This is a genomic window from Spirobacillus cienkowskii (assembly GCF_037081835.1).
In the GTDB taxonomy this organism is placed as follows: domain Bacteria; phylum Bdellovibrionota_B; class Oligoflexia; order Silvanigrellales; family Silvanigrellaceae; genus Silvanigrella; species Silvanigrella cienkowskii.
The window spans coordinates 2,053,987-2,075,725 of record NZ_CP146516.1; the positions used below are offsets into that span (position 1 = coordinate 2,053,987).

At 32.1% G+C, this 21,739-nt stretch carries 22 protein-coding genes; 16 read left to right on the forward strand and 6 right to left on the reverse strand.

Annotated elements, in window-relative coordinates:
- The first annotated feature begins 7 nt into the window (after positions 1-7).
- From Spiro2_RS09120 to Spiro2_RS09155, 8 genes are all read left to right on the forward strand, one after another.
- Positions 8-541 carry a complex I 24 kDa subunit family protein gene (locus tag Spiro2_RS09120; protein ID WP_338635454.1) on the forward strand — a complete coding sequence of 178 codons (534 nt, stop codon included), beginning with the start codon at positions 8-10 and terminating at the stop codon, positions 539-541.
- Positions 542-554: 13 nt separating this feature from the next.
- Positions 555-1,847: an NADH-quinone oxidoreductase subunit NuoF gene (gene nuoF, locus Spiro2_RS09125; RefSeq protein WP_338635455.1), complete on the forward strand. Its 1,293-nt coding sequence runs from the start codon at positions 555-557 to the stop codon at positions 1,845-1,847.
- A 5-nt stretch (positions 1,848-1,852) separates the two neighbouring features.
- On the forward strand, positions 1,853-3,322 hold the full coding sequence (locus Spiro2_RS09130; protein ID WP_338635457.1) for a 2Fe-2S iron-sulfur cluster-binding protein: 1,470 nt from the start codon (positions 1,853-1,855) through the stop codon (positions 3,320-3,322).
- Positions 3,323-3,333: 11 nt separating this feature from the next.
- Positions 3,334-3,927, forward strand: coding sequence for a NuoI/complex I 23 kDa subunit family protein (locus tag Spiro2_RS09135; RefSeq protein WP_338635459.1), 594 nt, complete (start codon positions 3,334-3,336; stop codon positions 3,925-3,927).
- 211 nt (positions 3,928-4,138) lie between these two features.
- Positions 4,139-5,878, forward strand: coding sequence for a leucine-rich repeat domain-containing protein (locus Spiro2_RS09140; protein WP_338637755.1), 1,740 nt, complete (start codon positions 4,139-4,141; stop codon positions 5,876-5,878).
- 149 nt (positions 5,879-6,027) lie between these two features.
- Positions 6,028-7,056 (forward strand): ATP-binding cassette domain-containing protein, encoded by a 1,029-nt coding sequence (locus tag Spiro2_RS09145; RefSeq protein ID WP_338635461.1) that lies wholly within the window; start codon positions 6,028-6,030, stop codon positions 7,054-7,056.
- Positions 7,043-7,846, forward strand: coding sequence for an ABC-2 family transporter protein (locus Spiro2_RS09150; RefSeq protein ID WP_338635462.1), 804 nt, complete (start codon positions 7,043-7,045; stop codon positions 7,844-7,846). The genes Spiro2_RS09145 and Spiro2_RS09150 overlap by 14 nt, the downstream gene beginning before the upstream one ends.
- A 1-nt stretch (position 7,847) precedes the next feature.
- Positions 7,848-8,624: an ABC-2 family transporter protein gene (locus tag Spiro2_RS09155; RefSeq protein ID WP_338635463.1), complete on the forward strand. Its 777-nt coding sequence runs from the start codon at positions 7,848-7,850 to the stop codon at positions 8,622-8,624.
- Between the two features lie 173 nt (positions 8,625-8,797).
- Here the strand turns inward: Spiro2_RS09155 and Spiro2_RS09160 are convergent, their stop codons facing one another.
- Both Spiro2_RS09160 and Spiro2_RS09165 read right to left on the reverse strand, forming a co-directional pair.
- On the reverse strand, positions 8,798-8,995 hold the full coding sequence (locus Spiro2_RS09160) for a hypothetical protein (RefSeq protein WP_338635465.1): 198 nt from the start codon (positions 8,993-8,995) through the stop codon (positions 8,798-8,800).
- 29 nt (positions 8,996-9,024) lie between these two features.
- The gene (locus Spiro2_RS09165) at positions 9,025-9,450 is read right to left on the reverse strand and encodes a hypothetical protein (RefSeq protein WP_338635466.1); all 426 of its coding nucleotides are present in this window, start codon (positions 9,448-9,450) and stop codon (positions 9,025-9,027) included.
- Between the two features lie 184 nt (positions 9,451-9,634).
- Between Spiro2_RS09165 and Spiro2_RS09170 the strand changes: the two genes are divergently transcribed.
- Positions 9,635-10,153 carry a PD-(D/E)XK nuclease family transposase gene (locus Spiro2_RS09170; RefSeq protein WP_338635468.1) on the forward strand — a complete coding sequence of 173 codons (519 nt, stop codon included), beginning with the start codon at positions 9,635-9,637 and terminating at the stop codon, positions 10,151-10,153.
- An 8-nt stretch (positions 10,154-10,161) separates the two neighbouring features.
- On the opposite strand, the gene Spiro2_RS09175 is transcribed toward Spiro2_RS09170, so the two are convergent.
- Together Spiro2_RS09175 and Spiro2_RS09180 are read right to left on the reverse strand one after the other, a co-directional pair.
- Complete coding sequence (locus Spiro2_RS09175; RefSeq protein WP_338635469.1) at positions 10,162-11,163, reverse strand: SGNH/GDSL hydrolase family protein; 1,002 nt, start codon at positions 11,161-11,163, stop codon at positions 10,162-10,164.
- Between the two features lie 81 nt (positions 11,164-11,244).
- Positions 11,245-12,966: an AMP-binding protein gene (locus Spiro2_RS09180; protein WP_338635471.1), complete on the reverse strand. Its 1,722-nt coding sequence runs from the start codon at positions 12,964-12,966 to the stop codon at positions 11,245-11,247.
- Positions 12,967-13,300: 334 nt separating this feature from the next.
- Between Spiro2_RS09180 and flgM the strand changes: the two genes are divergently transcribed.
- From flgM to Spiro2_RS09210, 6 genes are all read left to right on the forward strand, one after another.
- Positions 13,301-13,666: a flagellar biosynthesis anti-sigma factor FlgM gene (gene flgM, locus Spiro2_RS09185; protein ID WP_338635473.1), complete on the forward strand. Its 366-nt coding sequence runs from the start codon at positions 13,301-13,303 to the stop codon at positions 13,664-13,666.
- A 30-nt stretch (positions 13,667-13,696) separates the two neighbouring features.
- On the forward strand, positions 13,697-14,275 hold the full coding sequence (flgN, locus tag Spiro2_RS09190) for a flagellar export chaperone FlgN (protein WP_338635474.1): 579 nt from the start codon (positions 13,697-13,699) through the stop codon (positions 14,273-14,275).
- 1 nt (position 14,276) lies between these two features.
- Entirely contained in the window at positions 14,277-15,704 is a 1,428-nt protein-coding gene (flgK, locus tag Spiro2_RS09195; RefSeq protein WP_338635476.1) for a flagellar hook-associated protein FlgK, read from the forward strand.
- A 29-nt stretch (positions 15,705-15,733) separates the two neighbouring features.
- Positions 15,734-16,642 (forward strand): flagellar hook-associated protein FlgL, encoded by a 909-nt coding sequence (flgL, locus tag Spiro2_RS09200; protein WP_338635477.1) that lies wholly within the window; start codon positions 15,734-15,736, stop codon positions 16,640-16,642.
- A gap of 46 nt (positions 16,643-16,688) precedes the next feature.
- Positions 16,689-17,297 (forward strand): NAD(P)H-dependent oxidoreductase, encoded by a 609-nt coding sequence (locus Spiro2_RS09205; RefSeq protein ID WP_338635478.1) that lies wholly within the window; start codon positions 16,689-16,691, stop codon positions 17,295-17,297.
- Between the two features lie 243 nt (positions 17,298-17,540).
- The gene (locus Spiro2_RS09210) at positions 17,541-18,560 is read left to right on the forward strand and encodes a PDDEXK nuclease domain-containing protein (RefSeq protein ID WP_338635479.1); all 1,020 of its coding nucleotides are present in this window, start codon (positions 17,541-17,543) and stop codon (positions 18,558-18,560) included.
- 43 nt (positions 18,561-18,603) lie between these two features.
- On the opposite strand, the gene Spiro2_RS09215 is transcribed toward Spiro2_RS09210, so the two are convergent.
- Positions 18,604-19,092: a hypothetical protein gene (locus tag Spiro2_RS09215; RefSeq protein ID WP_338635480.1), complete on the reverse strand. Its 489-nt coding sequence runs from the start codon at positions 19,090-19,092 to the stop codon at positions 18,604-18,606.
- Positions 19,093-19,241: 149 nt separating this feature from the next.
- On the opposite strand from Spiro2_RS09215, the gene Spiro2_RS09220 reads away from it, so the two are divergent.
- Positions 19,242-19,667 (forward strand): hypothetical protein, encoded by a 426-nt coding sequence (locus tag Spiro2_RS09220; protein ID WP_338635481.1) that lies wholly within the window; start codon positions 19,242-19,244, stop codon positions 19,665-19,667.
- A 53-nt stretch (positions 19,668-19,720) separates the two neighbouring features.
- Here the strand turns inward: Spiro2_RS09220 and Spiro2_RS09225 are convergent, their stop codons facing one another.
- Positions 19,721-21,592 carry a hypothetical protein gene (locus tag Spiro2_RS09225; RefSeq protein WP_338635482.1) on the reverse strand — a complete coding sequence of 624 codons (1,872 nt, stop codon included), beginning with the start codon at positions 21,590-21,592 and terminating at the stop codon, positions 19,721-19,723.
- Between the last annotated feature and the right edge of the window lie 147 nt (positions 21,593-21,739).

A 21,739-nucleotide genomic window follows, 5' to 3' on the forward strand; every position in this document is an offset into this window, starting at 1 on the left:
TTAATTTATGCCATTTTTCTCGCCAGAATTAACAAAAATTATTGAAGGATACCTCAAACGTTATGAAACAAAACGTTCGAGTATACTTCCCATTCTTCATGCAATCCAAGACGAAAAAGATTGGGTTTCTGATGAAGACGTTGACGCGTTAGAAAAAGAATTTGGTTTGTCTGTCATAGATGTTCGAGAAGTGCTGACATTTTACACAATGTACCGCAAATCTCCTCCTAAACCGTATCGCTTTGAAATTTGTAAAAGCATTTCGTGTTGGCTGATGGGAGCAAACGAAACCATTAACGCTGTCAAACACGAAATCGAAAAAGCAAAACGCGAAGGCCGTGAGCTTCCATTTGAAGTGCATGGCGTAGAGTGTCTTGGCCAGTGCGGCTACGCGCCCTCAACACTGATTAATAAAGATCGACATAATAACGTGACGCCCGAAAAAGCGCTTGCCCTCTTAAAAGAATACAATTCTAAAGAACTGCCCAAAGCAGCTCTCAATTGTGCAGCGCAACGTGCTGCAACAAAAGATAAAAAGTAAAAGGAGATCTTTAATGCCTGTAATCAAGAACGAATATCAAGGACGAAAACCCGATGAATTTCGGATTTTGCTGGGTCTTGAAGGTCATTCTAATCCCAGAGATCTCCAAACTTATAAAGAAAAAAGCAATGGATACAAAGCTTTAGAAAAAGTCTTAAAAGATAAAATGTCTCCAGATGATGTGATCAATGTTGTCAAGGCATCGGGATTGCGTGGCCGCGGTGGAGCAGGCTTTCCGACAGGTCTTAAATGGAGTTTTGTGCCTAAAGGCCCTGGTGAAAAATACCTCATCACCAATTTTGATGAAGGTGAGCCTGGTACATATAAAGACTGCTACATTGCAGAACTCACTCCGCATTCTCTTGTTGAAGGCAAAATTATTGCCTCTTATGCAATAGGTGCACAAAAAAGTTACATTTATATTCGTGGAGAATTTTATAACGAAATCAAATGGTGCGAAAAAGCCATTCGCGACGCCTATGACGCCGGTTATCTTGGTGAAAACATTATGGGATCGGGGTTTACCCACCATATGGATGTGTACTCAGGTGCGGGGGCTTATATTTGTGGCGAAGAAACAGGTCTTATTTCATCGCTTGAAGGAAAAAAAGGACAACCAAAATTAAAACCGCCATTTCCAGCGGTTAAAGGCTATCTTGGCAAACCAACCGTTGTCAATAACGTCGAATCGTTAGCTGTCGTGCCTTGGATTATTTATAATGGCGCCGATGCTTACAAAAAATTTGGGACAGAAAAATCGCCGGGCACAAAACTATTTAATGTCAGCGGCCCTATTGCACGCCCTGGCTGCTATGAGATCCCTTTAGGGTATCCGTTAATGCGTTTTTTAAACGAAGACTGTGGCGGACTCATAGGTGGCAAAAAATTAAAAGCCGTTATTCCTGGGGGATCCTCTGCACCTGTGCTGACAGCAAAAGAGTGCGAAAACGTGACACTTGACTACGAATCCATTGCCGCTGCTGGATCGATGCTAGGCTCTGGAGCCATTATTGTTATTCCAGAAGATGTAAAAATGCCCGATGTTCTCGAAAACTTAATGGACTTTTATTCGCACGAATCCTGCGGACAATGCACGCCATGCCGCGAGGGAACTGGCTGGCTCTACAAAATGTCAAAACATATTTTAAAAGGAAATGCGAACAAAGACGATTTGGCACGCATCAATACCGTTGCTAATAATATGCGCGGCAAAACAATCTGTGTGTTGTCTGATGCAGCGGCAGATCCGGCTCGTGCCATAATTGCTAAATTTGCACATGAATTTGAACCATATCTTAAAGGGTAATAAAAATGTCAGAAACTGTTAAGTTAACAATTGATGGCAAGGAAATCACTGTACCTAAAGGCACTTCAGTGATTGAAGCAACAGAAATGCTTGGCATCGAAGTGCCTCGTTTTTGCTGGCATCCTGGTCTTTCTGTAGCAGGTGTATGCCGTTTTTGCATGGTAAAAATAGAAGGAATGCCCAAACTACAAATTGCCTGCAATACAACGTGTACAGAAGGCATGAAAGTCATCACAGTGAGTGATGAAGTGAAAGACGCGCACAAATGGGCGCTCGAGTTTCATCTCATCAACCATCCGCTAGATTGTCCAATTTGTGATCAAGCTGGCGAATGTGAATTGCAAAATTATTACATGAAAGTTGGCAAATACTCTTCGCAAATGGACGAAGATAAGGTGTTAAAACCTAAAGCACTCGATGTTGGTGATAATTTGGTTCTCGATACCGAACGTTGTATTTTATGCTCACGTTGTGTGCGTTTTGAAGACGAAGTCACAAAAACCAGTGCCCTTGGAATTTTTAACCGCGGCGATCATTCTGTTATTGGCACCTTTCCAAACCGCAGAATTCAACACAATTACAGCTACAATATTGTAGACATTTGCCCAGTTGGCGCATTTACAGCAAAAGATTTTAGATTTAAATGCCGCGTATGGTTTTTAAGCGAAACAAAAACAATTTGCCCTGGTTGCTCCACGGGCTGTAACGTAACAGTGTTCCAACAAAAAAATCAGCGCGAATATTATCGGCTAAAACCAAGAAAAAATTTGGATGTCAACGGCCATTGGATGTGTGATTATGGGCGTACAATGTATCAACATTTAAACGCTAGCAGCAGGTTGGCAACGCCGAGCATAGAAGGCAAGCAGTTGCCTTGGGATTCTCTTAAACAAGAGCTCACTAAAAAACTGGCTGCCATGAACGGCAACGCAAATCAGGTTGCTTTAGTGTTGACCCCTCAATACACCAACGAAGAATATACGCAAATACTCCAAGCGCTAAAAAAATCTTTAGGAGCTTTGCCAAAGGTTTATGTATGGCGTGATGCAACAGAAAATGCAGAAAATTTTGATGGCATTTTATTTCGGGGCGATCTACACCCCAATAGCAACGGCCTAAACAAAATTTTAACAGAAAATAATATCACTCCAATTTCTCTTAAAGGAGATTTTTCTGCACTTGCTGCGCAAAAAGCAAGTTTAACATTGGTGTTTGGCCCAGAAATCGAAAAATCATATTCACAATTTGCAAACGAAATTACACGTTTTGCAGAACTTGCGAATGTTGTTTACTTTGGCACGACGTTAAATCCAATTACTAAAAAGTTTTCTATGATTATTCCAACAAAAGTGTTTGCAGAAAAAAGCGGAACATTTGTCAATCACAAAGGCATTGCGCAAAAATTAAAAGCAAATCCTCCTGTGTTTCCAAATTTGTTAGGAATTGAAGACTTGTTCTCAGAATTACGAGCATAAGGAAAAACATCATGGGATACATTAATGTTTCTAAAGACCCCGAAAAAAGCTTAAAAAATGGGTATCTTGCCACAACTCTTTTAGGCTTAGGGCAAACAATCTCTGTTTTTGCAAAACAACTTTTTAACATTGAAGAATCTGTCACCATACAGTGGCCCGAAGTTGAGTATAAATATTCTGAACGTTTTAAAGGCGCCCATTTTCTTACCAAGCGCCCAGATGGTCAGGTACGTTGTACGGCATGTTTTTTGTGTGCCACCAACTGTCCAGCGCAATGCATCACCATTGTTGCAGGACAATCTTCTGATAAAGGTATTGAAAAATACCCTGCGCGTTTTGAAATTGATATTTTACGTTGTGTTTTTTGTGGCTTTTGCGAAGAGGCATGCCCTGTCGATGCCATCCGTTTAGGCTCTGAATACTCTATGGCAGGAATGACAGAACAAAAATGGGTTTACACTAAAGATTATCTTTTAAATAGACCAGAAAATAAAAAACGTCTTGGTGATAAACAAATTTCTAAAAAAGAAGAAAATGTAAAAGATGCCTCTGTTGTCAGCGCTCTGCCTAATATTCACGGAAAAAATCAAAACGGCCATCACTAATTTTTACTAGCCTAACACATTATTATTATTTAATTAAATTTTTAATTTTAACTTCTTTCGTAAAAATCACTTCTTGTTAATTTTCAACAATAATGTTAATTTAAATAAATGAATTATTTTTTATAAATTTGTAAATTTTATATTTAAAATTTATTATAATCTTTCATTTTTAAAAAATAATAGCAAGTATTAGGAGGAAAAAGTGAGCTTAATGAGTAAAATAGAATTAAATTTTAACAATAAAAAATTTTATCGCAAAATTTGTTTATTAATTTCTGTACTAATTTTACTTATAAGCTGCAAAAAAAATTCTAATAATAACAATTTTCAAAATCAGTCAGAACGCGAAGAAATTATTCCAGGATTATCTATAACTTTAAATATTGCAAATACAAATTTTAATGAAAATTATAATAAACAAGAAATTTTATATCATAACTCCGAAAAAGGTTTTGTAACTGCAACAAACGAGCACAACCAATTCACTATGGGAGGTGTGCAAGGTACAGAGTCTCTTATACAAATATTCCAAGGAATTCCTATTACTTTTACGCAAGAGACAGAATTTCCAGAAACTATAGACCCTACAAAAATCAATTTTATGGCAGTCAATAGTTCGACAAATAATACATTTTGCAATTCTGTTGAGCTATTTATTAAAGACGATAAAATTAAAATTAAAAACAATATTGTAAATAGACTGCCTACATTAACCGAATGCGAATTTAGACCAACCTCAAAAACATATAAAATTCAAAACCAAGGAGTAATTCAATTAACCTTTAATTACACCGTTAAAGATTGGCAAAGTAGTTTGGGAGACGGCACCGAAGCACAAAAAACAGCAAAAGAAATTGAGATTAATGATAATTTAATAGAGCTCCGGCTAGATGGAAAAAATATCACAGATTTATCGCCAATAATTTCTTTAGTTGAGTTAACAACTTTAAGCTTAGAAAACAATAATATTTCAACATTACCAAAACAAATCAAAAATCTAAATAACTTAGAATCAATTCTTTTAGCAAATAACAAACTAGAAGAATTTCCAGATTCTATTCTACAATTTCAAGAACTCGTAGAATTAAATTTAAGTGATAACAAAATATCAGAAATTCCAAGAACAATAGAAAATTTATCTAAACTCGATAAAATAAAAATAGATCATAATAACATTACAAATGTTCCAGAAGAAATAGGATACTTAACAACATTATCAGAATTATCATTAGAAAATAATAAAATAACAGAAATTCCAACATCAATTGAAAATTTATTAAACCTTAAAATTCTCAATTTACAAGGCAATAAAATTTCAACCATACCAACAGAAATCGAAAATTTAATAGAACTAAACAAGCTGTTACTTAGAAATAATCAAATTTCAGCGATACCAAATGAAATTAAAAATCTTACTAACCTAAACGTATTTACCATAGAAAAAAATTCACTTTCCGAACTGCCAATTGTGATTTTTGAACTACCAAATTTAACAGAAATAAATTTTAGTCAAAATAAAATTACATCTATTCCTTCAGAAATTGTAAATCTAAAACAGTTAAAAACATTAAGAATAAATAATAATAATTTAACAGAATTACCAAGTAATGTTTGCCAATTAGAAAATTTAACAGTTTTAGATTTAAGGTATAATTCAATTAGTACAATCTGCGATAATATTGCAAATCTTAAAAATTTAAAACAAATATTTTTATCTAATAACAAAATCACAACTCTTCCAAATTCTATTAAAACATTATCAAAAATTAATACATTTTATATTCAAAACAATAATATAGAAACCATAGAAAAAGATGTGTTTAATTGGATTGTAAACATTGGTACTTATGATTTATCACCCAATCCTGGATACCCATTATTTGGCAATGCAGATAGTCCAGTTTATACTAAGCCATTAAAAATTAGAATGAAATCTAAAAAAGTAAATTAAAAAAAATGGTAAGCTAGTTATACTTTTTTTAGCTAAAAATTTAATAAATCACCCATTAATACCATAACCAATTAAAAAATTTATAATTTTATGTTGACTTATAAAATTTAATAATTTAATAAAATTTTTATTTTAAAAGGATTATTAAATTGATAATAATAAATGCAGAAAAAATTTCTAAATATGTAAATATCAAAAAAGATGTACATCAAAACACTTTAATTAAAAGAATAAAACAATATATTAAACCAGAAAAAGAAAAAAAATATATATTAAATAACTGTAGTTTTAAAATTAACCAAGGAGAAAGAATAGCAATTTTAGGGTTAAATGGAGCTGGCAAATCGACCCTCATGAAAATTTTATCTGGATCCATGATGCCCTCACATGGCAATATTGATGTTCTTGGCTTTAAACCCTTTCACAGAAAACAAGAATTTTTAAAACAAATTGGCGTAGTTTTTGGACATAAAAGCTCTTTAATTTGGGATCTCCCTTTAATACATAGCTTCATTTTGCATAAATCAATTTACGAAATTGAAGAACATAAATTTAAAAAAAATTTAGATTATTTTTTAAACCTTCTTGATATGCAACAATGTTTAAACAAAAAAGTGCGATATTTAAGCCTTGGCGAACGAGTAAAAGCAGATTTAATTATGAATTTACTGCATTCTCCAAAAATTTTACTTCTTGATGAACCAACAATAGGTCTTGATATGGAAGCAAAATTTCAAATAAGAGATTTTATTGCCAACAATCAAAATTTTAATAAAACAACATTTGTCATAACCACGCATGATCCTAGTGACATAGAGCAATGTTGCGAAAAAATTTTAATTCTAAAAGAAGGCGAATTTGTATTCACTAGTAAAGTTAATGAAATTAAAAATAAATTTAATAATAAAATTAGAATAATGATAAATAAAAAAGAAAACAATATTGATTTAAATTTGCTGCAAAGTTATTTAACTTCATTTTTAGATATTGAATTTCATGAATATACTAATTATTTTTTACTTATTTTAGATAAATTATCTGAACTACAAATTGTGCAATTTTTAATCCAAAAAAACATCAGAGGATTTGAACTCAAAAACATGTCATTTGAAGAAATATTAGCGCATCAATTTAGAATTCTAAATTTCGAAGATAAAGATTACAATGAAGATGAATAAAATAAAAAACAAACTTAATATTATTAAAACATTCTTAAAAACATACACATACGAATCAGTATCAGATTTTTGCCTTATATTTTCTGATATTATTGTTGGAATTTCTATTCCAGTTTTTATACAAATAATTTTATGGAATTATGTATATTCAGAAACCAGCGAAATTAATGGGTACTCCAATACAAAAATTATTTTATATGCAATCATAACCATAATTTTTTCGAGATTTAATAATGGTCACAATATAATAGTCGATACCTCAGAATATATTAAAAAAGGAATTATTGATCTTTATAATGTGAAACCCGTATCTTATAAAACATTTCAATTACTAAAATTTTACGGGCAAAATACGATATATTTTCCTTTAATAACTATTTTTACTATTACATCATTATTTTTATTTGGAGATTTAAATTTTATAATTGCAATTATTGTATTTATTATTTGGTCACAATACATTTCTTTTCAACTTTCTTATATACTTGGGATTTTTAGCTATTGGTTAATTAATGATAAATTTTTATCATTTTTATATTTTGTTTCACTAAGTATTTTTGGCGGAATGTTAATACCAATTGAATTTTGGCCAGAAAACATTCAGATTTTCTTAAAATACAACCCATTTAGACTATTGGTTTCAGGAATTCCTGATTTTATTTTAAATCCAAAAATGAGTATATTTATAAATCTTCTCTGTTTATTTATATTTTATACTTTTATTCTAAATTTCATAATAAAAATATTATCAAAACACACCATAAAATATTGCGAATCCAATGGAGGATAAGTTGAACTTAAGCAAAATATTTAATATTTTAGCAACAAATTTTAAAATAGAAATGAGTTTTAAATTTGATTTTTTTAGCGATCTCATTCTTGCAGTAATTTATAACATTTTTCTTTTATTAGTATTTAAAATAATTTTTTCGCATATAAAATATCTCCCAGATTGGACGTACGAAGATGTATTTATTGCTTTTTTAATATATAATTCTACTATATATTTTCTAGAATCTATCATTGAATCAATCTCTGAAGCATTTAACACTATTTATGATGGAAAATTTGATCCATTTTTATGCAAACCATTAAGTATTCACTTTTTAATAATTTTTTATTTTTTTAAACCCACAAGAATTTTATTATCTTTATTTATTATTTTATTTACATATTTTTATATTTTTAATTTAGGATATTTTGAAAATATTATAGATTTTTTTTATTTTTCTTTTTCGTTAGTTTTAATTTTAATGATTAATATATTCTTTATTTTCATTTTAAACTCATTGACCTTAGTTTCAGAAAGAGCGTTGCATTTAGAGGTTGTGCATCATTTTATCATGGAACTTTGCTTTATACCACCCAAAATTTATGGTGAAAAATTACTAAATTTAATTTTAATATTTATCCCTGTTATACTCACATCTTCACTACCAGTTTTAATTCTAGTTTATAACAAGTACAGCTTATTATATTTGTTAATACTTACATTTTTATTGTTTTTATTTATAGCAGTTTTTATTTTTAAAAATCTATCTAAATTTATTAAAAATTTTGGTGGTTAAATTGATATTTTTCTGGTAAAAAATGTTCCCTGATTGTAGTTGGTGATGTTCCTTATAAATGAATGAATCGTAATAAAAAGCGAAACTCGCTCACTTTAGTTTCTGCGCAGGACTCTGCTCTGCCTTCAAGTTGGGTTCTGGGAAAGCAATAACATACGGATTAGCTTTAAATTTCATTCAGATAAAATACGACCAATTTGAGCGCCATTCGCAGCATCTCTTAAAATGCCATTGTCAATTTTTAAAGTTAGAGCACAGGGCGAATCTTCAGCAAAAATATACAAATAAGGAAGATCTACAATAATTTCATCATTGCTAAATGTTCTAAGGTGATTATTTGTTAAGATCTCGTGGGTTACTTCAATTTGCATGGTTTACTCCCGTAAAAGCGTCTAAGCTTTTAATACCCTTTTACACTAATTTTAAGCCCAGATCTATGAACATTTATTATGCTGTTAATAGTATTGACATCTTTTTGTGGTGCAATAATTCCTTTTAAATATCGATCATCTAAAGCAATCCTGCGCCTTATAAGGATTTCGGATGTTAATGGCTTTTGCTCAAGTGCATTTAAGAGAATAGTTAAATCTGAAAATTTTTGCTGTGATTTCATAGCACTCCACTGCATACCTGTGTTTAATGGAAAGACAAAGAATTCTTTGTCATAAAGAATATCAAGCTTAAATTCAAAAGCTGTTTCACCGTAGTGAGAAGGCCTTCCTAAAGCTGGCCAGTTTGCAACCCCTAAAAAAACATAGTCAATAAAACCATTTTTTGCATCATTATGTATAGTTGATCTACTTAAATTTACTTTATCTGGTCTCATTCCCCATAAGGAACCTTTCGAATAAAGGTGCCCATCTTCAATGATTTCAAGTGAATTTGTTGTTGTTGTCCAATGGTAAATGCTTTTATCTTTGTGGTTATTAATAATCCATTTTAGTTGATCTTACATATATAGTGTTGGAGTCACTGTTCTTTCCTTTGTTATTATTCTCCGAACTCATTTAATGAGCTGGCTTCTAACTGCTCTGCAAGCTGTTCTTTATAGGCTTGCAGAGGCGTTATATTTAAATTGCTACGTCCAAGCAAACTTGAAACGCAGGTTGCCCCTCAAAAACATTATGTCAAAAGAACTTTGTATTATTGGAGCAGATTGTAATAGTGGCACTATGACAAGGCTTGAAAAATGGTTACTCTTCTTTCAAGCTAAAAACAAAAAAGTGTTCGAGGAACTCGCCATGCAAGATAGATTATTTGAACAAGCAAAAGAAACTTTGTACTTTTTGAGTCATCACCCCGAAGAAAGAGCCGCATACACTCAACGTTTAAAATATCTGTTAGATACCGCTTCTCGAATTGATGATGCTAAAGCTAAGGGCGAAGCGAGGGGTATTCAAATTGGCGAGGCTAGGGGTGAACATAGAAAAGCTATTGAAACAGCAAAAAAATTAAAAGCTAGAGATTTTTCAATGATAGATATTATTGATATGACAGGACTCTCTCCTGAAGAAGTGGAAAATCTTTAACTCTTTCCCTACAACTTTAAACATTTTTCACTTTGTTCTTTATGAGGTTTTGTAGTCTCAATTTCTTTGGCAAGCAAATTTTGAATTGTGATTGCTGTAAAGCAATGCGCTTTTGCCGAGGGGTGCACCAAATCCCAAAACAAATAATCTTGCGGATTTTTGCATGCTACATTAGGACTCGGTAAATGAGCAGGCACTCCTGGGTAACAAGAATTGGTGGTATTTTTAAAGCCATATTTTTTAGCATTTTGCGTAAATTCTTTTAACATTTTATGAGCATCAAAATAAATAATTTTAAAATCATCGTCTGATTTATGATCCGCAAGTGACAACACTCTTTTATTGATAAAATAGTTTTCAAGATTGGTTAAGGAACTTAAAAACCATTGCATATCAAGATTGGTTAAAGAACTTAAAAACCATTGCATATTTTTATAGCTATCAACATCTGAAGTTAACGCAATGTTACCTAAGTCTGGCAAATTGGCCACCATCACATACCGAGCACCCTTTTCTTTTAATTTTTTGACAGAGTTTTTTAAATCTCCCGAAAGACGCCATAATTTTTTAGTTGTGTACCAAGGTTCTTTATAGTTCATGGTAAAAATATTATTGGCTCCAGCCCAAACCACAAATAACGTTTTGTCTAAGTCTTTATTTTTTTCAAAAATATTATTTAAATATTCATCAAGTTGCGCAACCATACTTGTTGCCATGGGATATTTTGCATTAAAACCAAACGTTAACGCTCCTAAGTGAGCATAGTTTTCGAGCTTAGCATCAAGTGCCGCAGACAAAAACTCAGCCCACACCATGCCATTGGTCGCTCTTCCAAGATAATAAGGGGGTAGCGGCATTGGATTTTGTGAGTCTTTTGATGCTTTAAAATAATTGCCGTTATCAGAAAGACTATCTCCAAATATCACAATTTTTTTAATTTTATTTTTTTCAGAATCTGCATAAGAAAAAAAAGAAAAATTTAGTGCAAGTAACAAAAAAAATAGCTTCATTGATAAATCCTTTTTTTAAACTTATACCTCTAAAAAACGCGTTTATAAAAAAGCTACCAAACAAAACCATTTTCTGGAATTTTATGATTCTTGCCGCAAATTCTTTCTGAGAACTTTTCCGATTGGAGTTTTTGGTAGCTCTGTTTTAAATTCTATAACTTTTGGAACCTTATATTGAGTGATAAATTTTTGACAATGCTCAATCACTTCTGATTCTGTAAGGGCAGGGTCTTTTTTGACAATAACAGCTTTAACGGCCTCGCCTGTTTTTGAGTTTGGCACACCAACCACAGCAACTTCGGCAACTCCAGCAATTTTTGCTATACAATCTTCGACTTCGTTAGGATACACATTAAAGCCACTAACAAGTATTAGATCCTTTTTACGATCGACAATTTTAATATAGCCATCCCGATCCATCACGCCAACATCGCCAGTAAGCAACCAATTTCCTTTAAAACATTTTGTTGTTTCTTCTGGTCGTTGCCAATAGCCTTTCATCACTTGCGGGCCTCGCACAGCAATTTCACCTTGTTCACCTAAAGGAACAACCTCACCATTATCATCGAGCAATACCACATCGGTACTTGGCACAGGCAGTCCTACGGTATCAATTTTAACAACACCATTAATAGGATTAAACGATACAACAGGAGACGCCTCAGTTAATCCAAAACCTTCAACAACCGAAGTTTTTGTAATTTTTTCCCATCTTTCAGCAACAGCGTGATGCAAAGAGGCTCCGCCTGCAATGGAACATTTTAAATATTGAGGAGGATTTTCATAAAACCATTTCTCATTGAGTAAACCATTAAATAATGTATTGACACCCGAAGTCCAAGATATTTTTTTACGAGCAATTGCTTTTTGTAAATTGGTAAGTGGTCTGGGGTTTGGAATTAGCACACTTTCTGCGCCGCAGTAATAAAAACTCAATAAATTTACTGTAAAAGCAAAAATATGATACAACGGCAATACAGATAAAATCACTTCGTCGCCAAAAACAATTTTTGATTTGCCCATCTCTAAAATTTGATACACGTTTGCCATTAAATTTCGATGTGTTAACATTGCACCTTTGCTAACTCCAGTGGTGCCTCCTGTGTATTGTAATGCGCACAAATCATCTAACGTAACAGATTGCCAATAATTTTTTACCGCAATATTTTTTGCATTTAGTATTTTTAAACCTTGATCTATAGCATTTGGTAACGGCTCAAAATAAACTTCGCACTTTGGTACTTGTTTTTTAACATACTTTAACACAAGCTTAACAAGATTTTTCTTAAAAAAAGGTAAAAAATCAGCAATGCTTACAAGTATAACTTTTTTAATATCTGTATTTGGAATAACATCTTTAAGTTTATCGGCAAATAAATCCATAATAATTAAAACTTTTGCACCACTATCTTTAAATTGGTGTTCCATTTCAAATGTTGTGTACAATGGATTTGTATTAACAACAACCGCTCCAGCTTTAAAACAACCAAACACTGCTAAAGGATAAGACAGGCAATTGGGCATTTGAATTGCAATTCGATCACCTTTTTGAATATCAAGTACTTCTCTTAAATAAACAGCGAACGCATCACTTAATAAATTTATTTCAGAATAAGAAAAAGCCCCTTCAATTCCATTAGGTAAAACAAGACTGCATGCAGTTTTGCTGTTCCACTTTACAGAAGTTTTAGTAATCATATCAGCTAAATTTGAGAACTCAAATGCTGGTATCTCTAGGTTAGTACCCTCACCATAATGAGATTGCCATGGACGCTCTTTACATTCTATATTCCAACCAGTCATCTTAGCTCTCCTCTGCGCAATACTAGATGAGTTGTATAAAAACACGGAAGTGCGTTAATTTCAACGTTAAAAAACTTTAATTTAAAAAAAACATAAAAAAAATCAATTTTGTTAATTTACTTTACAAAAAAAAGTATCCATTAAAATTAAAAAATTTAATAAAAGCATAATGCAAAAAATTTACCTATTATTGGTAATTTATTCCTAGTGCAAATTTACTGCAACATTTTATTTCCTAATTTTAAATAATTTTTGACTAAAAACAAATATTTTTCCTGTTAAGTTTTTAAAAAAAAAGTTATTGTTAACCATTATAATAATAAGGAGTCACACTATGAGTATCAATAATGTAAAAAACTCACCATCTATTATTAACCCCAATGCAAATCAAACTTCAGAAGCAACAAAGCCCGATCGCATTAATACAAAAAAAGGAGCAAATGCTTACGCCAAAGCAAATCAGCCTCCTAGTTTAAAAGATGCTGCAAATGTCCAAATTTCACAACGTGCTAAAGAATTAAGCATGGCTAAAAAGATAGCAGAAGAAACTCCAGACATTCGCGAAGAAAAAGTTGCTCAATTTAAAGACAAACTTAACAAAGGTGAATACAAGGTGGATGCCGAAAAAGTAGCCGATGCAATTTTGCGCGAAACATTTAAAGACGAAGTTGCTAAAGAACCCGAAACAGTTTTAAGTTAATAACTTTTTTAATAAAGTGATAATAAAATTATGGATGAGTTAACAAACCTAATCATTCAATTTAACGAAATTTTAAAAAAACAAATTGCTGTGTATTTAGATTTTTTACCTATTCTAAATGAAGAAGAACAAGCAATTGAAGAATATAATATTACGTCTTTAGAAAAAGTGGTCATCTTAAAAGACCAACATTCAAGAATTGCACAAAATATCGAAGAAAAAAGAATTTCAATTCTTAAAAAAATTTGTTATATGATTGCATTCGATGCAAGAGGTCAAAAGCTTTCCTTAAAATTATTTCGTATTGCTTTTTCAACATATCTTAAAAATATACAGCCATTGATAAATTTAGAAACATACACAAAACTTCAAGAGCAAGAAAATAATTTCAAAGAAATTGCCAACGAATTTGAAAATACTTTTATAACAATTTATCCAAGAATATTTAGAAACGAAATTATTCTTAAAAAATTATTAAAAAGCGTAACAATGTCAATAAATTTATTTCAATCAGAAGCAGATGTTGGCATGAATTATGATTCTTTTGGTAAAGCACAATCTCTTACAAATAAAACACAAACCATCTCGTCAATGCGAATAAAGGCGTAACATGGTTGCAACCTTACAACATATTTTAAATTTAGGCAGCGAATCACTCCAAAATTCGAGAGTTGGAGTTGATGTCACGGGTCATAATATTACCAACGCACAAACTCCAGGTTACAGCCGCCAAATTGTGAATTTAGAAACAAAGTACCCTATAGAATATGGTTTGCAAATTTTTGGTGATGGAGCGCGCATTCAAAGTATTCGCAGAGCGCATGATAAATTTGTTGAGGGACAATTACGCAGAGAAGTTCAAGAACAAAGTCGCACAGAAACCCTCGCCGAAGGATTAAAAAAACTAGAAAGCTTTTTTAATCCAGATTTAACTTCAACAATTCGCGACAGATTTACATCATTTAATAATTCTATGAGAGAGTTGGCTAATTTTCCAGAAGAACCTTCTGTTAGAATTAACACCATAGAAAGCGCAAAAAGCCTTGCGCAAGCATTTAACTCTACGCATTCAAGAGTTGTACAAGTACAAACCGATGCCAACGAAGAATTGCGACAAATCATTGCAGCAGTAAATCAAAAAATTGCCGAAGTTGCAAAACTCAATCGAGAAATTCGCGAAATGGGAGCAGCAAATTTATCTGATGTGAATGACCTCGAAGACAGACGCGATAAAATTATAAAAGAAATCGGCAGCATTGTTGATATTAACGTATACAAAGACAATAACGAACAAATTACCATACGAGGGCCAGCAGAATGTTTACTTGTAGAAGGAAATCTTGCCTCTCGTTTTAAAATTGAAGACATTTATACTCCAAAACATATGCCAGATATTGTTGTGTCAGAATTTGACAAAGAGCGTTACTTTGACATGACGCGTAGTATTAAAACAGGAAAAATGGGAGCGCTGTTACAAATTCGCGATAAATATGCTCAAGGAGTTCGAGACGAAGTGAATGCTTTGGCAAAAGGATTTGGCGATTCTTTTAATACTATTCACGAAAAAGGTTATGGAATTTTTGATATGCGAGAATCAAGTGGCCGAAAGTTTTTTGATGGACTTGATGGCCCAGGAGAGCCTGCTCAAGATATAGAGGTGGAACTCGGAATTGTTTACAATCCAAATGCAATTAGTGCTTCGATGTCTAGCATGACACCTGGTGATAACGTAGTTGCAAATCAGCTTATAAAACTTTTTTATGAACCAATTTTTGATGATGAAACAACAACCATCACTAGTTTTTATGATAAAATGATCAGTAAACTTGGTATTGCAACACTCAAAACCAAAGAAGAAGCCACTGCTTCACAAATTATTTATGATAGACTAAAAGCCCAAAGAGAAACTGTTGCCGGAGTTTCATTAGATGATGAAGCAGCAAATCTACTAAAGTACCAACATTTATTTACAGCAAGTTCGCGAGTGATTACAACTGCAGACGAAATGTATAAAACAGTTTTAGATTTAAAAAGATAGTTTAAAAGCTTAAGTAATAAGGAGGTGATATGGCCATTCAACCTCGTATATCAGAACAATATCGATACGGAACAACCCTCGATCGCATTGGCAATGTAAAAGCAATGGCTGATGACGTTAACGAAACAGCTATTTCTGGTAGAAAATTAAAAAGAATTAGTGATGATCCCGTTGCAACAATTAGAGTACTAAGAAATAGAACACGCATTACAAATCTCGATCAATTTAGAAAAACTTTAGATTTTGGTAGAGGATATTTAGCTAAAACAGAAGACGCGCTTTCTTCTATTTATGAATCGTTAATTCGAGCAAAAGAACTCTCTATTCAACAATCAACAAGCATTTATGATGAACCCTCACAAAAAGCTGTGGCAGAAGAAATTCGCCAAATTTTAAATCATGTGATTATTTTAGGTAACACCACCTATGATGACAAATATGTATTTGGTGGCTTTCAAACCACACAACCTCCTGTTTCGCCAGATGGTCATTACCTAGGCGATGATGGTTTTATTTTTGTACAAGTTGATGAAGATAGTTTTAGAGCAATTAATATTAGTGGTCGAGAAGTGTTTGATGTGCCTGCAAGCCACGAAGGTAAAAGACCTCCGCTTGTTAAAATTTTAGAAAATATGTATGATTCTTTGTACATTTGGGACAAAGAAAAGTTGCATCAATCTATGGTCGATTTAGACTCTGCAATGAATTCTGTTGTTTCTATAACCGCTTCTTTGGGGGCAAGACGTGTTGCGTTAGAAGATGTATCTGAACGTCTTGATCGCGGCGAATCACAACTTCACAGTGATAACAATAATCTAGAAGCTGCAGATATGGTAAAATCGGCGCTCGATCTCAGAAGAGCAGAGCACGCATTAGGTTTTACTCTACAAGCAAGCTCAAAGATGTTAACCCCATCGTTACTTGAGTTTTTAAAATAAAGTTTTTTTAAAAAATTTTATTTTAAAAACTGATTTAGGAGAAAAAATGAAAATATCCATTATTTCTGGAAGCCACCGAAAAAATTCGGAATCAGAAAAAGTTGCTCGTTACATTATTAAAGAAATTCATTCTAAGCTTGCTTTTTTAACACATTTTGTTTCACTTGCAGAAAATCCTATTCCATTATTTGATGAAGATTTTTTTAATCCAAACAGCGCAAAATGGAATAAAGCTTGGGCGCCAATTGCACAGGAACTACAGTCATCTGATGGAATTATAATTGTCTCTCCAGAATGGCATGGCATGGTACCTTCGGGATTAAAAAACTTTTTGTTACTTAGCAGCGCAAAAGAAATTGGTCACAAGCCAGGATTGATTGTTACGGTTAGCGCCGGAACCGGGGGCGCTTATCCTGTGTTAGAATTGCGATCAAGCGGATACAAAAACTCCCGAATTTGTTACATTCCAGAACATGTTATTATAAGAGATTGCACACATGTGCTTAATAAAGACACACCAGAAAGCACAAGCGACACCGACATGAGAAAACGGATCGAATACGCATTAAACATTTTTGCACAGTACATGAAAGCATTAAAACTTGTCCGCGATAGCGGCACCATTGACCATGCTACTTTTCCACATGGAATGTAATTCCTTTAAATGTATTAATTTGATAATCAATTTATTTTAAAATTATAAGCTTTAAATTTAATAATTATTCCTTCATATTTTTATCCATATAATTTTTTATTTTATTTAATAAGCAATTAAAAGATTTTTTGTTTTCTACACTCAAAAAACTATCGTTTTTATCCTCTACTTGACAAAAACAAAATTATTAAGTTAGCTTTTTGCGTTACTTAATTCTTGCTAATTTTAATTTGAGTAATGATTATGACAGAAAATTTTTTAAGTACAGAATATATTGAATTTTTAGAAAACCTTAAAGACAACGTAAAAAGTTCAAGGTTAAAGGCCGTAAGAGCCGTTAACAGTGAGCTTATCCTTTTATATCATAAAATTGGTACAGAAATTTTAAAAAAGCAAAATAGCCTTGGTTGGGGTTCTAAAGTCATCGATCGATTAAGCAAAGATCTGATAGCTACCTTCCCAGATATGAAGGGTTTTAGCCCAAGAAATTTAAAATATATGCGCCTATTTTCCGATAATTATCAAGATGTTATATTTGTGCAGCAACTTGCTGCACAATTGCCTTGGTTCCATATTGTCACAATCTTAGAAAGATTAAAAACACCAGAAGAACGAGCCTTTTATATAAAAAATTCGTTAGAACACAGCTGGTCTCGTAGTGTTTTAACAAATCAAATTGACACGAATCTTTTTTCTAGACAAGGAAAAGCCATTTCTAATTTTAAGGATAAACTACCATCTCATCAATATGAACTCACGCAACAAACATTAAAAGATCCATATGTTTTTGATTTTTTAAGCATTGGAAATGAAGCATATGAAAGAGAATTAGAAACTTCTCTTATTCGCCATATGGAAAAATTTTTAATTGAATTAGGTTCTGGATTTGCTTTTGTGGGAAGGCAATATCATGTAGAAATTGGTGGAGATGATTTTTATATTGATCTCTTAATGTATCATTTAAAGCTTAGGTCATTTATTGTAATTGAATTAAAAACAGATAAATTTAAACCAGAATATGCGGGTAAAATAAATTTTTATTTGTCAGCTATAGATGAATTATTAAAGCACCCAAGCGATAACCCATCAATTGGACTCATTTTGTGCAAAACTAAAAATCAAGTACAAGCAGAATATGCTTTGCGAGATCTGAGTAAACCAATTGGTCTTGCAGAATATAGACTTAATGAAGCTCTTCCAGAAGATATTAAAACAAATCTTCCAACAATTGAAGAATTAGAGCATGAGCTAAAGCAAGAGTGAACCACTCGCCCCTATAAGCGCGAGTGGTTCACATAGATCAATATTATGCGATTAGTTTTTCAATTCGTTCAAAATAACCATCATCATCTCCTTTACTCAAATTAGAAAGAGCGGTGACAACAGGGCTTCCACACGCTTCCAAAATAAAATACACAGCAAGACTGTGTTGAATTTGAGTAGAAATTTTATTTTCACCACTCAACTGTAAAGACACAGCGGCCTCGCTAACTCCCAAAGCACGCGATAACTTACTTTGTTTAATGTCAAACAAACGCATTAAAAAACGTAATTCCACAGCCCCCATTTCAAATTCATTAGAAAGAACTTTTTTTAAATATTTCTTTGACTGTTCTTTCATTAATCGATCTTCTTCATAAGGCTTGAAAACGATTGAGTTATCTTCTTTTAACGCATTTAGACTTACAAGGACACGAACCTGTGAAGCTCCTAACACGGTTTTAAATTCATAAGGAATTTCAACCCAAAGAGGTTCTTGGTCTTTTGTTAAGTTTTCTAGAATATTGTAGCTCATATAAGCTCTCCTATATCTTAATTTAATTAAGTTATAAGTTGATATTATCATCGGTTTATATTATAATATATTAATTGAGTTAAGTAAAGTGGATTTTGCCATTTTTTTGGGAGTTCTGACATGATTTACAATAATATTTTGGAAAAAAGGTGATTTTCCTACCGTTGGATGAGGCCGACGCTAAACACTGGTTAAAGCTGTTTATGCAAGAATATCAAAAAGGAGAGTTTGATTATTCTAAATGGATACAAATCAAAAGACATGCGTATGCTGATTATCCTTGCCGCGAATTAACAGAAAGAATCATATTAAAATCAATGAATCATATCATAAATATCGTAACTAATTACACACAGGAACCTAATAGTTATATTATATATTCACAAGACAAGGATGCTATCCCTCCAACGCAACAAGAAGATCTTGAAATCATTATAAATTTTAACAAGGCAGGTAAAGGTACTATTGTAAGTGCTTGGAGAGAAAATTCTCCTAAAAATTGCTGTTGTACAAAGTTAAATCTAAGGAGAAATAGATTACCTTGCAAATATCTCTTGAATTCAAGAAGACTGTGAGTAGGTAAAAACACAGCGTTGTCGGTGTGTTTCTACCTACTCAAGATGAAGATTCAATGAGCATCCAAATTTTTAATATCTATTTGTGGCAACAAATTTTTAATATCTATTTGCGGCAACCAAAACTTAACTTCTTGTTTTTTTGTAATAATTTTATTATTGCTGGGTATATCATAAACATAAACCTCAATGTAAAAAGATTTAGCGAGTGCAGAAGCATTGTCTTTAATTTGGTTTAATTCCTCATCAGAAAGCTTTAATAAATAATTATTATTTTTACTTTCTAAAACGTTATCTCCTATTTTATATTCTACACGATATCTCCTCATCCCGTCATTAGTACTCAAGTCTAAATTTTCATTACTGTTAAGCGTTATATTAACATTCAAATTACATTCATCATTTAGCTTAAAACTAGAAAAAGAAAATTTTGATATATTTTTACAACTTAATTGAACAGATTTTATATCTGAAATAATGTGTAATTTAAATTGTGCTGTAATATTAGGAAATTTCACCATGCGTAATGTAAAAAAGGAAGGGTCTAAAGAGGATCTTTGAAGTTTAAGCGGCGCAATAAAATTAAATAACACAGAGTCATCTTCGCTATTAACAATGGAGTTTAGTTTAATAATTTCTTTACTATCATGATCCAATATTTCATAACCGTTTATATCTGTTGCAAAATGCGTTGTTTGTTCAGTGGAACTTAAAGTTTTCGTTAAATTAATTTTAAAGTTTTCTGTTTTTTGCCCAGATTTTACAGAAATTAAATGATTGCCAGATGATCCTAAATCTAATAAAAATATTGGTTTAGATTCAAATAATTTGTATTCAGGTGGTTTTGCCGCTTTAAATGAAGCAATACTTGTTTTGCCCTCGTAATTTATGCTTAAGTCAACAGGATCATCTTTTGTAGGATAAATTTTTTCTGTTCTGCTGATAATTTTATATGCACAAATTTTTTCTTCTTCTGGTAACACACTAAAATTACTTTGTAGTGGCTGCAGTTTGGTTTCAAGCAATTCGGGATTGGTAATAAAATGTTCTTTTTCAGCTAAATCCTTTGCAATAACACGATAAGGAATACATGTGCCAATTGGAATAGAATTTACATTGTTATGATCAATAAAAATAGAATTAATTTTAGGAGAGTTAGAATGAGTGCCTTTTTCTACAAGTTGCACTGTAAAATCGTACTTTACATTAGGAGCAGCATCCTTAACACTTAAGCTCAACGGGTATGTGCCAAAAGAAAGACCGCCAGGCATAGTAAAAGAAAACAATTCCTTATGAGTTCCTCGCACGATATTTAAAGGTATAGGTTTTCCACCATTGGGCGTTACAACAAGCGAAAGAACACTGTTTGGACTCTGACCAGAAGAAGTTAAACTTTGATAACTTTCATTAATTTTGCGACGCACCATAATATGAAATGGCTTTATTTGCTCTCCTTTTGGCACAAATATGTTTTTTTGCTCCGTTGAAAGTTTAATATCAATAATTGATGGAAGCTTTGCGCCAACCTTTAGCTCATCAAAAGTTTTGATTGCCCCTAGTTCAAGAACAAGCTGTGCCGTTGCATCAAGAGGAGCTGCTGTTTCAATTGATCTTAAAATATTGAACGCACAAACTCTTTGCAAATTTTTGTCGAGCGTAAAATAATTATTGTCATCCTTCAGTTTTAAATTCTCTTTAACATATGAAAAATCAGTAGTGATTATTTTATAATTGCTACAGGTACCAGAAGGTATAGATTTATACTCAAATTCAATTTTAGTGTCTTTAATAAGATTTTCTTGTTGCAAAACAGAATCCGCTCTAGATTTATGCAAAACTTTGCCATTTTTATGATTACAACTCAAATGTATGAGTAGTAATAAAATAAAAACACATGCATTGAGAAAGCCTATATATAGGGGCATAGTAACTCCTTTGTTAAAAATTATTCTTTATAAGTGTAAGTGTTTTTTAATTACACTTATAACAATTTAAAATATATTTAAAAATTATTTTTTTTAAATTTTTTAAATAAAATAATTAAATTTTTATTAAATAACTATTAAATTAAA